Origin of the sequence: Corynebacterium nasorum (assembly GCF_030229765.1) — a bacterium.
Lineage (GTDB): Bacteria > Actinomycetota > Actinomycetes > Mycobacteriales > Mycobacteriaceae > Corynebacterium > Corynebacterium kefirresidentii.
This window is the reverse complement of sequence record NZ_JASPGY010000005.1, coordinates 12,617-25,656: the sequence shown is the minus strand read 5'-3', so window position 1 is coordinate 25,656 and position 13,040 is coordinate 12,617. Positions and strand designations below refer to the sequence as shown.

The window sequence follows — 13,040 nt, the reverse complement described above, 5'->3', positions numbered from 1 at the left end:
CAGTCTATTGCGTCGGGCTAGCTGCCGAGGCGGATTACGGAATGGACGGCCTTGACCTCATCTAGCTCATCCAAGTCAGCCACGATCTTGTCCAGGGTGGCTTCCTTGGCAGCATGGGTGACCACGATGAGGCGAGCAGTATCTTCGCCGTCCTCTTGGCGTACCGTGCGCAGGGATACGCCATTATTTGCAAAGGCCGCAGAGATGGCCGCGAGCACACCGGTGCGGTCTTGGACCTCCATATCGATGTGATAGCGGGTTTCCACCTCACCAAAGTCGGCGATAGGTAGATTGGCGTAGGTATTTTCACCCGGTGCGCGGCCGCCGTGGACGATATTGCGGGCTGCACCGACGACGTCGCCAAGCACGGCAGAAGCAGTAGGATTACCACCTGCGCCATTGCCGTAGAACATCAGGGAACCTGCGGCCTCGGCTTCGACGAAGATGGCATTATAGGACTCGCTGACAGAGGCCAACGGGTGCTCCTTGGGCACCAAAGTGGGGTGTACGCGGGCGTTGACGGCTTCGGATCCGTCCTCCCGCTGAAGGCGTTCGCAGATGGCCAACAGCTTGATGGAATAGCCGGCATCATTGGCCGCCGCGATATCCGCGGCCGTGACCTTGGTAATGCCCTCGCAGTGCACGTCTTCAAACTTCACGCGGGTGTGAAATCCCAAAGATGCCATAATAGCGGCCTTGGAAGCGGCGTCGTGGCCCTCAACATCCGCGGTGGGATCAGCCTCGGCATAGCCCAGGCGGGTGGCCTCGGCCAGTGCCTCATCATAAGAGGCACCCGTGGACTCCATGGCATCCAAGATGAAGTTTGTGGTGCCGTTGACGATGCCGGAGATGCGCTCTACCTGATCACCGGCCAGAGAGCGGCGCAGCATACCTACCACTGGGATGGCGGCGGCCACGGCAGCCTCAAAGTAAAGGTCCACTCCGGCGCGGTCGGCGGCTTCTGCCAGCTCATCCGCATGCGCGGCTACCAACGCCTTATTAGCAGTAACCACGGACTTGCCGGAATTGAGAGCGGCGAGGACCAGCTCGCGCGGAAAATCAATGCCGCCGATAACCTCGACTACAAGGTCGATATCGTCGCGGGCGACAAGTGCCTTGGCATCATCGGTCAATAGCTCCTGGGGTACCCCTGGGCGCAGCTTATTCTTATTCTGGATGGCGATGCCGCGAATCTCGGCTGGGCCGCCAATGCGGTGAGCAAAGGCATCAGCATTCTCTCCCAGCAAGCGGAAGACCTCAGCACCAACGGTGCCAAAGCCCAGCAGCGCGATACCAACGGTCTCACCCTCGCCCTTGCCGGAATGCTTTTGTGCCTGAAGCTCGCTAGTCGATGCAGCCATAGTCCGTCTCCATATTGAAGTTGGGGTTAACGTGTCGTTCCCGCTCAGTGCGGATACAGGACACTATACAGAACAAGCTGTCTACTTTCGCCCTAAATAGACCCATAGATAGAAAAAGCCCCGCCACAAGGCCTGAATTAAAATAGGTTTTGTGGCGGGGCTCGCGTGCCAGCTAGTCCACTTCGAGGGAGAGAAGATCCTCGATGGTCTCGCGCCGCAGCATTGGCTTGGTATGTCCCACGCGCGTGGCGACGACCGCTGGGCGCACCGCACCGTTATAGCGTGAGGACATCATGTACTGGTAGCCGCCGGTAGCCGCAAAGGCGATCAAGTCTCCCGGCTGGATATCATTGGGTAGCTCGCCATCCTCAAGTAGGATATCTCCGGATTCGCAGTGGAAACCCACCACGCGCGAGGGCACCTCTTCCCCATCGCTAAAGCGGTTGACCACGCGTACGTCATACGCCGAGCCGTAAAGGGCCGGACGTATATTGTCCGACATTCCGCCATCGACAGAGATATAGCGGCGCAGGGGCAGATCGGACTTGCCGGTTTCTACATCCTTGACGGTACCCACTCGGTAGACGGTCACCGCAGAGCCGGCGACCAAGGAACGGCCAGGCTCGACTAGGAGGAAGGGCGCCTCGATGCCCAACTCCTCTGCGGTGTGCTTGACCGCACCGAGCATATCGCTGGCCACGCGCTCGATATCCAGTGCCTCCTCATAGGGCATATAGGGAATGCCGAAGCCACCGCCCAAATCGAGCTCTGCCAGAGTCACGTTCAGTTCGGTGTAGATCTGACGGTACAGGCCCATGACGCGCTCGGCAGCAAGCTTAAAGCCCTCCGCATTAAAGACCTGGGAGCCCACATGGCAGTGCAGGCCGCTCAAGTGCAGGTTCTCTGCCTCCAAACATCGCTTGGCCGCGGCGAAGGCGGCACCGGTGGCTAGCGAAATGCCGAACTTTTGATCCTCATGCGCTGTCGCGATGAATTCATGCGTATGCGCATCCACGCCCGGCTTGACGCGAATCATGACCGGCTGCACCTTGCCCGCTTCCCCAGCGATGCGATTGAGTTCTTCGAGTTCGTGCTCATTATCGATGACGACGTGACCCACGCCGGCATCTACACACAGCCGCAGGTACTCTTCGTCCTTATTATTGCCATGCGTGGTAATGCGCTCGGCCGGGAATTCTGCCGCCAGTGCAATCTTGAGCTCGTTGAGGGAGGCCGCATCCAAGCACAGGCCTTCCTCATTGACCCAATTGACAATCTTCTTGGAAATGAATGCCTTGGAGGCATAGTGCACATGCTCCGGGCCGCCAAAGGCACGCGCCATGTCCTGGCAGCGGGACCGGAAGTCATCTTCATCGAAAACGTAGAGCGGGGTGTGGAATTCCTCCGCCAAGTCCGGCAACGGAACGCCGGCGATGGTAACTACGCCGTCTTCCTCGCGCTGCGCATTGCGCGGCCAGACATGGGCGGGCAACTCATTAAAATCCGCCATTTACATCTTCTCCGGGGTGCTTACGCCCACCATGGTCAAGGCATTAGCCAGGACCACGCGGGCTGCCTGCGCCAATGCCAGGCGGGCGCCATGGATAGGAGCCTTTTCCTCGCCGGCCTTGGGCAGGACCTGGCAAGAGTCATAGAAACGGTGGAATACCGCAGCGAGGTCCTCGGCGTAGCGGGCAATGCGGTGCGGTTCGCGCAACTGCGCTGCCTCTTCCACTACGGCCGGGAATTCACCCAGCGTACGGATGAGATCTCCCTCGCGTTCATGGGTGAGCAGGGAAAGGTCCGCACCTTCGGCATCAACGCCCAGCTCGGCTGCCTTGCGGCCGATAGAGCACAGGCGGGCGTGGCCGTACTGCACGTAATAGACCGGGTTATCGGAGGACTGGGATTCCCACAGACCGAGGTCGATATCGATGCTCTGGTCCACAGAGGAACGCACCAGGGAGTAACGGGAGGCGTCCACGCCGATGGCGGCCACGAGGTCCTCCATGGTGATAACTGTGCCCGCACGCTTGGACATGCGCACCGGCTTGCCATCGCGCAAAAGGTTGACTAGCTGGCCAATTAGTACCTCGACAGCATCGGCATCGTAGCCCAAGGCGGCAGCTGCCGCCTTCAAGCGCGGCACATAGCCGTGGTGGTCCGCACCCAGCATGTAGATATTCAGATCATGGCCGCGGTCGAACTTATCAGCCACGTATGCGATATCGCCTGCGATATAGGCCGCATTGCCATCGGACTTAACCACCACGCGGTCCTTCGAATCGCCGTAGTCGGTGGATTTGAGCCACCACGCATTCTCGGCCTCATACATATTGCCTTCAGCCTTGAGCTTGTCCAGCGCAGCGTCGACCGCACCGGACTCAAAGAGGGAGTTCTCGTGGAAGTAGACATCAAAGTCCACGCCAAACTCATGCAGAGATTGCTTAATCTGCGCAAACATCATCTCTACACCGTCTGCACGGAAGGCTTCCTGCACTTCTTCATCGCTGCCCTCCAGGGCGGATGGATTCTTCTCCACCACGGCCGCAGCGATGTCTTGGATATAGGCTCCGCCATAGCCATCCTCCGGAGTTGGCTCGCCCTTCGCGGCCGCCACGAGGGAGCGGGAGAAACGGTCAATCTGGCCGCCATGGTCATTGAAGTAATACTCGCGGGTAACCTCCGCGCCGGATGCCTCCAGCACGCGACCCAAGGAATCTCCCACTGCGGCCCAACGAGTACCACCAAGGTGGATCGGACCGGTGGGGTTAGCGGAGACGAATTCTAGATTCACCTTCTTGCCTGCAAAGGAATCATTAGAGCCATACTCCTTGCCGGCGCGGAGAATCTGCGCGACGATCTCCCCCTGGGCATCGGCAGCAAGGCGAATATTAAGGAAACCAGGCCCGGCAATGTCGGCCTCCGCAATGGCGTCATTTTCCGCCAGGGACTCTGCCAACCAGCCTCCTAGCTCGCGCGGGTTAGTTCCGGCCTTTTTGGCCACCTGCAGTGCCACGTTGGTGGCATAATCGCCGTGTTCAGGATTGCGAGGGCGTTCGACGGTTACCGTTTCGGGCAAGACGGAGGAGTCAAGGTCATGGCTTTCCATGACCTTGGTGGCAGTTTCTTTAATCAGTGTGGCCAAATCAGCTGGTGTCATGTCGCACGATTCTAGTGGACTGAAAAGTCAAGTGTGAAAAGGGCCGTGCCCTAAAAGTCCCCTTTACTGCACAAACGGCTGATAGAGACTTTCTGCAACACTAATATTGCAAAATAATCGCTGGTCAACGAGGAGACGCATTACGCACGTACTGCTTAAAGGGAGTAAGGTTGTGGCTACCCCATGTCAAAAATCAACGAGGAGCACCGTATGCGCATTGCGCTATTTTCCACTTGCATTGGTGACGCCCTTTTCCCGGACGTACAAAAGGCAACGGCACTGGTTCTCTCCCGCTTGGGCCACGAAGTGGTCTTCCCGGAAGAACAGACCTGCTGCGGCCAGATGCACATCAATACCGGCTACCAGAAGGAAACCCTCGGCATGATCCGCTCTTATGCGGATGCCTTCGCAGATCCCTCTATTGACTACGTAGTTGCGGCCTCCGGTTCCTGCGTGGGCGCCGTTCGTGAACAGCACGAGCGCATCGCCGACCGTTTCGGCAACTCCGCCGACGTCGACGGCGCCCGCAAGACCACCCAAAAGACCCTGGATTTACCCGAATTCTTGGTCGACGTTGCCGGCGTGACCAATGTGGGCGCATTCTTCCCGCACCGCGTGACCTACCACCCCTCCTGCCACGGCTTGCGCTTCCTGAAACTGGGCGACCGCCCGCTGCAGCTGCTCCAAGAAGTAGAGGGCATCGACCTGGTCACCCTTCCTAATAAGGAAGAATGCTGTGGCTTCGGCGGTACCTTCGCAATCAAGAATGCGGAAGTATCCCGCGCGATGGTCACGGATAAGACCCGCCACGTTAAGGAAACCGAAGCAGAATTCGTCACCGGCGGTGACTCCTCCTGCCTGATGAACATCGGTGGTGCCCTGAGCCGCCAGCGTTCCGGTGTCCGCGCCGTTCACATGGCTGAGATCTTGGCTTCCACCAAGGAGCACCCATGGACTCCTACCTCCGCCGCCTACTCCAAGGAGACGATGCTCTAATGACCTCTTTCCTCGATACCACCCCACCGCGTGCGCCGGAAGGCTACGGTAACCTGCGCGGCAGCAAGGCCTTTGTTCCCCTCGCACACGTTGGCCTAAACAACGCCACCCAGCGCCACAACCTGCAGCATGCCACTACCTCCATTCGTGAGAAGCGCTCTGGCGCTGTAGAAGAGCTGGATGATTGGCAGGAGCTGCGCGCCGCTGGTTCCGCAATTAAGGAAGATGTCGCCGCCCGCATGCCAGAACTGCTCGAGCAGTTCGAAGAGGCAGTTAAGGCGCGCGGTGGCACTGTCCACTGGGCACGCGATGCCAAGGAAGCTAACCAGATCATCGAGGGTCTGATTCGCGCCACCGGCGAGACCGATGTGGTCAAGGTTAAGTCCATGGCCACCCAGGAAATCGGCATGAACGAGCACCTGGAGGCAGCGGGCATCAACGCTCGCGAGACTGACCTGGCAGAGCTCATCGTGCAGCTGGGTGAGGATAAGCCATCCCACATTCTGGTTCCGGCTATCCACCGCAACCGCGCGGAGATTCGCGATATCTTCGTCAACAAGATGCCGAACACCGATGACTCCCTGCAGGCAGAGCCGGCCGAGCTGGCAGAGGCATCCCGCCAGTTCCTGCGCGAGCAGTTCATGAAGGCCAAGGTTGCCATCTCTGGCGCCAACTTCGGCGTAGCAGAAACCGGCACCATCAACATCGTGGAGTCCGAGGGCAATGGCCGCATGTGCCTGACCCTGCCGGAGACCCTCATTACCGTCATGGGCATTGAAAAGCTGGTTCCTACCTTCCAGGACCTGGAAGTCTTCCTACAGCTGCTGCCGCGTTCTTCCACCGCGGAGCGTATGAACCCATACACCTCCATGTGGTCCGGCGTTACTGAGGGCGATGGCCCGCAGAACTTCCACTTGGTGCTGCTGGATAACGGCCGTACCGCGGCCCTGTCCTCCCCGATTGGCCACCAGGCCCTCAAGTGTATCCGTTGCTCGGCCTGCCTGAATGTTTGCCCAGTCTACGAACGCGCCGGCGGCCACGCCTACGGCTCGGTCTACCCTGGCCCAATTGGCATTTCCCTGACGCCACAGCTCACCGGCATGAAGGACCACAACGATCCTTCCGCCAGCCTGCCTTATGCTTGCTCGCTGTGTGGCCGCTGCGACGAGGTTTGCCCGGTTAAGATTCCGCTTTCTGACGTCATTTTGGAAAACCGTCACCAGAAGGTCACCCACGCCACCCCACCAATCGAGCCGAAGCTCTTCAAGACCATCCAGCTGCTGTGGAGCAACCCGAAGCTGTGGAACAAGGCAACCCACATGGTCGCCTTGGGCCGCATTTTGGGTGGCACCAACAAGACCATCGAATCCCTGCCACTGTTTATGTCCGGTTGGTCCGAAGGCCGCGATACCGCGGTTCCGCCGAAGAAGTCCTTCCGCCAGTGGTTTGAATCCGAAGAAGGCAAGGAACTTCTTGCCGAGGCCCGTGAGGAGTCCAAAAAGTGAACGCAAAGCAGGAAATCCTAAGCCGCATCCGCTCCGCCCAAAAGCAGGCTGGTCTTCCCGACCACGTTGATGCCCCGCGCGACTACCAGCGCGAAGGCACCCTGAACGCGGACGAACTGCGCGATATGCTCATTGACCGACTCGAGGACTACAAGGCCGAGGTACACGTCACCGAGGAAGGCGAGCTCAAGCAGGCCATCGCCAAGATCCTCAAGGACCGCAAGTGCAACGACATCCGCTATGCCGAGGGCATGGATGCCAGCCTATTCGAAGGCTTCGACGCGAAGCCGGACGATAAGAGTGTCGATCCGCGCACCCTCAATGAGACCGACGCAGTGGTCACTTATTCCCACGTCACCTCCGCCCAGACCGGCACCATCGTGCTCGAGTCTGATGAACGTTGCGGTCGTCGCGCGCTCACCCTGGTTCCGGATCGCCACCTGTGCATCGTCCACCAAGATGAGATCGTCTACGGCATCCCCGAGGTCATTTCCCGCATGGATCCAGAGAAGCCTGCAACCTGGATTTCCGGCCCTTCCGCCACCTCTGATATCGAGCTCACTCGTGTCGAGGGCGTACACGGCCCGCGCGATCTCATCGTCCTCATCGTCAAGTAGGTGCATAGCCCTCGCCCCGGCCGGTGAGGGCACCCACCTACTGTGAATATGATGCCAAAAGCATCAAAAAAGCATAGGCTAGGTCTACCAATAATTCTTATTCTGGAGACCTAACCTATGCTTTCTTTTTCTTCGAAGCTGGCGGCCACGCTTGGTGCTGCCGCACTGACCATGGGCATCACTGCACCGATTGCCACGGCCGCGCCTGCACCTGCACCACAGGCAGCCAAGCCCACCATTTCCTGGGAAGACTGCCCTGAACAGGTAGACATCGACAACGCCGAATGCGGACGCATCGAGGTTCCTACGTACTACGACAACCCAGAGGCCGGCACCATTAGCGTCGGCTTCGTGCGCGTTCCCGCCGCCAACCCAGGCGCCCGCCGTGGCGCGCTGTTTACTAACCCCGGTGGACCAAGCGGCGATGCCTATGAATGGGCCGGCAATAGCGCTGCTCCTTGGCCTCAGGCCGTGCGCGATGAATGGGACACCATCGGTGTACAACCACGTGGTCTGCCTGGCTCCACTCCAGTCAAGTGCGATGCTTCGGCTGCTAGTGACCCACTCCGAGATAGCCTGCAGATAGGAAAACTCACTCGCGATGCTTGCGAGAAGAACACCCCGGGCTATACCAATTCTTTAACCACCGCCAATACCTTGGAAGATTGGGAGATGGTTCGCCGCGCCTTGGGCGAGGACAAGATTGACATCGCTGGTACTTCTTATGGCACCTACCTCGGTTCCGCTTATGCCACCAAATATCCGGAGCACACCGGCAAGGTCTTGTTGGATTCCGGAATGAGCCCCAAGCTGGCGTGGAATGGCATCTTTGCTTCGCAACAACGCGGCTATGAAAAGGCACTGCACGATCTCTTCGGGTTCATTGCCAAAAATGATGCCAAGTACCACCTCGGCACCACCCCGCTGCAGGTCTATGAAAAGTGGTCTCAAAAGGTAGCTCGTGAGGCAGGTGTACGCCCTACCGTATTGCCACCGAACGCCAAGATTGGTGACCTACCTCCAGGACTCGAGTTTGCCGGTCAGCCTGGTGCGAACATCATGACTGCCACCGGCCCGTTGCGCGTGCAGGCGGAGTTCCTCAGCCAGAAGATTCACAACCCCAACGCCGTGCAGGCAGCCTCCCCGTTACTGAACATGACGCGCCTCCTTGTTGTACCGACCCCTTCACGATGGGATGCCTTTGCCAAGCACCTCAACGGTAGCGAACCTATCGATGCGGAGCAGGCCGATCCGGACGCCGTGCAGAAACAACAGGAGTCCTTCGCGCAAGCAATAAATATGCAAAACCTCATCGTTTGCAATGAAAACACCGTGCCCGGAAATCCGCTGCTGTACCCGAGCTACCTGTGGTCCAACTTCGTCAGCTTTGATCCCTTCACCCAAGTCAACTCTCTCTACGGCTCCGGCGCAGGCTGTGGTGGACGTGCGCCGGTCACGGGCCAGGCGCCTCTCGACGGCTCCAAGCTCGCCACCAAGCCCCTCCAGATTCAAGCAACCGGCGACCCACAAACGCCGTACCAATACCACACGAGCCTCTCCAAGCCGATGCAGTCCCGTGTGGTCACCGTCCATGGCCCCGGCCATGCGCACTTTGCCTCTGGGAATAAGGTTGTCGATGACATCGGCGTGCACTACTTGCGCACCGGTGAAGTCACTACCACCGACGCCCCCGGGTTGATTTAGTCCCCCACTACCCCATGCGCTAAAATCACATCGTTGGGAATTTTCCTAGCGATGTCTCCGTAGCTCAGCGGATTAGAGCATCGGTTTCCGGTACCGAAGGTCGCAGGTTCGATCCCTGTCGGGGACACGGTTACCGCTGGCCACCAGTACTTTCCGGTGGCCAGCGGTTTATTTATCTTCCGGCCCGCTAGCTATTTCCACTCCGGATTGGCGGTATCCACCCCTTGTGCCTTAGCCGCATGCTCAATCGCGTCCGCCAACCACTGGGCCGGCCCTTCCTGCTGCGCCTCATAGTGCGCACGGAAGCGCTCATCGGCAACGTAGCCGCGGGAGATTAAGAAGTGCTTTGCCGGCGTTACAGGAAAGAAGGCGCTGAGTGCTGCGCGGTGCTTTTCGACGAGCCCCTGGGCCTCCTCCGAGTCCGGTGCCACTCCACTGGCTACAGCCTGGGCCAGCTCCTTTTCCACCTCAGCAACTGCCGCCTGAGCTTCGCTCCAGTTCTGCTTCGACCAGTCGGCAGTGCGTTGCTGATACATTGCCCAGTCCTCGCTCGATCCATAGGCCTCTTCCGCCTCTTGCTGATATGCGGCGAAATTTCCATCACCGACAATTTCTCCAATTTCTTCCACAGTGAGCTTTCGTTTATTCATTGCATCCTCCATCAAGGTGTCAATCGCTGCCAGCATTTCAGTGAGGTTGTCGCGCTGGGCAAGCAAGCTTTCCCTCTGCCTCTGCAAATGTTCTATATCGGAGGCAGCGCCATCTAGCAGCTGTTTAATATCGGTCAATTTCATACCAGTAGCGCGGTAGATCAGAATCTTCTGCACCCGGGCACAGTCCTCCTCGGTATATAGCCGGTAGTTGGACCAGCTGCGCCACGTGGGTGACAGCAAACCTTGCGCCTCCCAGTGATGCAGCGTGCGCACCGTAATACGGAAGAGCGCAGCTACCTCGCCAACGGTATAAAGAACTTCATCGATGTCGTCCATGATTTTATTGTCGCGCCTTACGCTACGTCAGGGTCAACCCAGAGAAAATCTGCAGAATCTCTTGCCAGAGTGTTGGGTTTATGCAACACTTGGGTGCATGACAGCAAACGACAACCCTGTTTCTACAAAGGTCCGTGCCGAGCGGTTCCGCCGACCAGGCCCCACCCGTGGATTAATCGCGTCTATGTATCTGTGCGTAGCCATTTCCGCGATTTCCCTCATCTGCGCACTAGCGTTTTCCTCCTACTGGTCTCTCTTGGCCATGTCTGTAGCAATGGTCCTCTCGTGCGTCCCGTGGACCATTCTGCGCATAACCATCGATTCCAAGGACAGCAAGCCGCTGTCTTTTCTCGATGAATATGAAGCCCAGGTCCTGGATGAGTGGCGCCGCAGGGCCTTCAAGCTGTCTACTTCCCTGCTATTTGTCGGCGGTTTCGCCACGCTCCTCGTGGGAAATTGGTTCCTCGGAGGAGGGATTACCGGCACTATTGGTACCAAATACTTACTTGGGGCCGGCTATTTTCTGCTTTTTAGCTTCTTCATCTCTACCACCCTGCCCGCCGTCGGCTACGCACTAACCTTCAACCAGAACACGGAGCACTAATATGCCCACCTTGACCATTGACCACCTCAATAAGTCCTTCGGGGAGACGCAAGCCCTGCGGGATATGACCTTTAGCGTTGGCGAGGGCGAAATCTTCGGGTTTGTCGGCTCCAACGGCGCCGGAAAGTCCACCACCATGCGCATTGCACTAGGTGTGCTGGCGAAAGACTCCGGCGAAGTCTACTTTGATGACGCCCCGATTAATGACGATAACCGCCGCCGCATTGGTTATATGCCAGAAGAGCGCGGCCTCTACGGGAAAGAACCGCTGCTCAGCCAGTTGGTATTCCTTGGCACGCTGCACGGTATGGACAAGTCTGCCGCCAAGCGCGCCGGCGCTGAGCTCCTTGAACAGCTGGGCCTAGGCGAGCGCATGGACGATAAGCTCGATGACCTCTCCTTGGGCAACCAGCAGCGAGTACAGCTCGCGGCCTCCCTTATCCACGACCCAGACATGCTGATTCTGGACGAGCCCTTTTCCGGGCTGGACCCAGTTGCGGTCAACGTCATGTCAGAAATGCTGCGCGAGCGCGCCAACCGTGGCGTTCCCGTCATTTTCTCCTCGCACCAGTTGGACTTGGTGCAGCGCTTATGTGACCGCGTGGGCATTGTGACGAAGGGGCACATGGTGGCCGAAGGGGGCGTCGATAAGCTGCGCAGCCAGGGCCCGCCGCGCTTTGAGGTCGCTACCCCAGCACGCGGCTGGTACCCGGAGGGCACGGAGCTGGTGGCCGAAACTCCCGACGCCGTGGTAATCCAAGCAGATCCCAGCGTTGATGACCAGACGATCCTGCAGGCTGCCCTAGCCGCTGGCCCAGTGCATTCCTTCGGTCGCAAGATCCCAGACCTGACCGAGCTTTTCCAGGACGTCGTCACTAGCAACCAGAATGAGGAGGCCTAAGCCATGCAGTATTCCGCAATGAAGACCATCGGAGTTGTAGCCAAGCGCGAAATGGCAGTCGCACTGAAGTCGAAGATGGTAGTGGGCACAATGCTGCTGCTCATTCTCGGCGCCATTATCGCCCCGATTGCTATCAGCTTCTTCAGCGGCGATGATGAACCTGATTCCGTAGCCGTCGTGGGGATGGAAGCAACTGCCTTCAAAGATTCCGGCATCGATGCCACCGCGGCGAAAGACCGCGCGGAAGCCCAGCAATTGGTAGAAAATGACGAGGCCGATGCCGCGCTCGTTCCGGCAGAAAACGACGGCTGGGATCTTTTGAGCAAGGGTGATACGCCTGCCACGGTAACGACCACCGTCAACCAAATCGTTTCTTCTCAAGCACAAGCAACGGCGCTGGATAAGCTCAATATTGACCCGCAAGAGCTAGAAAAGGCTACCCCTTCTACCGCTGTAAATCAGGTGAACCTAGAAGAAGAGGATGGCACTGAACAAAAGATGGCCGGCGTGGCCACGGTCCTCATTGGCGCAATGGCGGTGGTCTTTTCCATCATGACTTTCGCTGGCCTGATTGGCGGCCGCGTCACGGAGGAAAAGTCCTCCCGCGTGGTGGAAATTATCTTGTCCTCCGTGCGCCCAGTAGACTTCCTGGCCGGCAAGATTTTGGGCAATACCATCATCGGTTTCTTGGCTACCCTCCTCATTCTGGGCGGTGGCGCAATCTCGCTTACTGCATCCGGCCTGGCTAGTGATTTCGAGCTAGATTATGGCTTGGTAGCCGTCCTCCTTGTGGGCGAGATTCTAGGCCTGCTTTTCTTTGGCAGCCTTTACGCTGCAGCCGGCTCCATGGTGCAGCGCACCGAGGATCTCCAGTCCACGCAGGCACCTATTTTATTCCTTGTCTTTGCCACCATGTATGTACCAATGTTCGGCTGGATGCATCTGGATGCCACGTGGATGCAGGTCATGACCTGGTTGCCGCCGGTTTCCATGCTGGTCGCTCCGATGCAGGTGGCCGGAGGAAACCTCAGCTGGCTAGGCTTGCTGGCTAGCTACGTGCTCATGGCTGTGGTGACCGCACTGATTATCGTGCTAGTCGGTCGCATCTACCGCCGCGCCATTTTGAATAATGGACGCAAGATGACCTGGCGCCAGGCGGTGGGCAAATAAAAATAATCCGGCTCCCCTGCCGTGTGCAAG

The 13,040-nt window shown here is 58.4% G+C and carries 11 protein-coding genes and 1 tRNA gene; 8 read left to right on the top strand and 4 right to left on the bottom strand.

Going from position 1 to position 13,040, the window contains the following annotated elements:
• Positions 1 to 17: 17 nt before the first annotated feature.
• From QP904_RS06300 to argS, 3 genes are all read right to left on the bottom strand, one after another.
• Positions 18 to 1,361, bottom strand: coding sequence for a homoserine dehydrogenase (locus QP904_RS06300; protein ID WP_023021774.1), 1,344 nt, complete (start codon positions 1,359 to 1,361; stop codon positions 18 to 20).
• 172 nt (positions 1,362 to 1,533) lie between these two features.
• Positions 1,534 to 2,871, bottom strand: a complete 1,338-nt coding sequence (gene lysA / locus QP904_RS06295) for a diaminopimelate decarboxylase (protein WP_023021776.1) — start codon at positions 2,869 to 2,871, stop codon at positions 1,534 to 1,536.
• On the bottom strand, positions 2,872 to 4,524 hold the full coding sequence (argS, locus tag QP904_RS06290) for an arginine--tRNA ligase (RefSeq protein WP_248098938.1): 1,653 nt from the start codon (positions 4,522 to 4,524) through the stop codon (positions 2,872 to 2,874). It lies immediately after the preceding gene.
• A gap of 210 nt (positions 4,525 to 4,734) precedes the next feature.
• Between argS and QP904_RS06285 the strand changes: the two genes are divergently transcribed.
• From QP904_RS06285 to QP904_RS06265, 5 genes are all read left to right on the top strand, one after another.
• Positions 4,735 to 5,520 (top strand): (Fe-S)-binding protein, encoded by a 786-nt coding sequence (locus tag QP904_RS06285; RefSeq protein WP_049361528.1) that lies wholly within the window; start codon positions 4,735 to 4,737, stop codon positions 5,518 to 5,520.
• Complete coding sequence (locus tag QP904_RS06280) at positions 5,520 to 7,025, top strand: lactate utilization protein B (protein WP_049361405.1); 1,506 nt, start codon at positions 5,520 to 5,522, stop codon at positions 7,023 to 7,025. Before QP904_RS06285 ends, QP904_RS06280 begins: the two co-directional genes overlap by 1 nt.
• Positions 7,022 to 7,642 (top strand): LutC/YkgG family protein, encoded by a 621-nt coding sequence (locus tag QP904_RS06275; RefSeq protein WP_023021780.1) that lies wholly within the window; start codon positions 7,022 to 7,024, stop codon positions 7,640 to 7,642. The genes QP904_RS06280 and QP904_RS06275 overlap by 4 nt, the downstream gene beginning before the upstream one ends.
• Positions 7,643 to 7,759: 117 nt before the next feature.
• Positions 7,760 to 9,346, top strand: a complete 1,587-nt coding sequence (locus QP904_RS06270) for an alpha/beta fold hydrolase (protein WP_284835741.1) — start codon at positions 7,760 to 7,762, stop codon at positions 9,344 to 9,346.
• Positions 9,347 to 9,399: 53 nt separating this feature from the next.
• A tRNA-Arg gene (locus tag QP904_RS06265) sits at positions 9,400 to 9,473 on the top strand.
• 64 nt (positions 9,474 to 9,537) lie between these two features.
• On the opposite strand, the gene QP904_RS06260 is transcribed toward QP904_RS06265, so the two are convergent.
• On the bottom strand, positions 9,538 to 10,335 hold the full coding sequence (locus tag QP904_RS06260) for a MerR family transcriptional regulator (RefSeq protein WP_284835740.1): 798 nt from the start codon (positions 10,333 to 10,335) through the stop codon (positions 9,538 to 9,540).
• Positions 10,336 to 10,432: 97 nt separating this feature from the next.
• On the opposite strand from QP904_RS06260, the gene QP904_RS06255 reads away from it, so the two are divergent.
• The 3 genes from QP904_RS06255 to QP904_RS06245 are packed head-to-tail and all read left to right on the top strand — an operon-like array spanning position 10,433 to position 13,010.
• Complete coding sequence (locus tag QP904_RS06255) at positions 10,433 to 10,939, top strand: hypothetical protein (protein ID WP_239208285.1); 507 nt, start codon at positions 10,433 to 10,435, stop codon at positions 10,937 to 10,939.
• A gap of 1 nt (position 10,940) precedes the next feature.
• The gene (locus QP904_RS06250) at positions 10,941 to 11,840 is read left to right on the top strand and encodes an ABC transporter ATP-binding protein (protein WP_284835739.1); all 900 of its coding nucleotides are present in this window, start codon (positions 10,941 to 10,943) and stop codon (positions 11,838 to 11,840) included.
• 3 nt (positions 11,841 to 11,843) lie between these two features.
• The gene (locus QP904_RS06245) at positions 11,844 to 13,010 is read left to right on the top strand and encodes an ABC transporter permease (protein WP_023021786.1); all 1,167 of its coding nucleotides are present in this window, start codon (positions 11,844 to 11,846) and stop codon (positions 13,008 to 13,010) included.
• Positions 13,011 to 13,040: the final 30 nt, after the last annotated feature.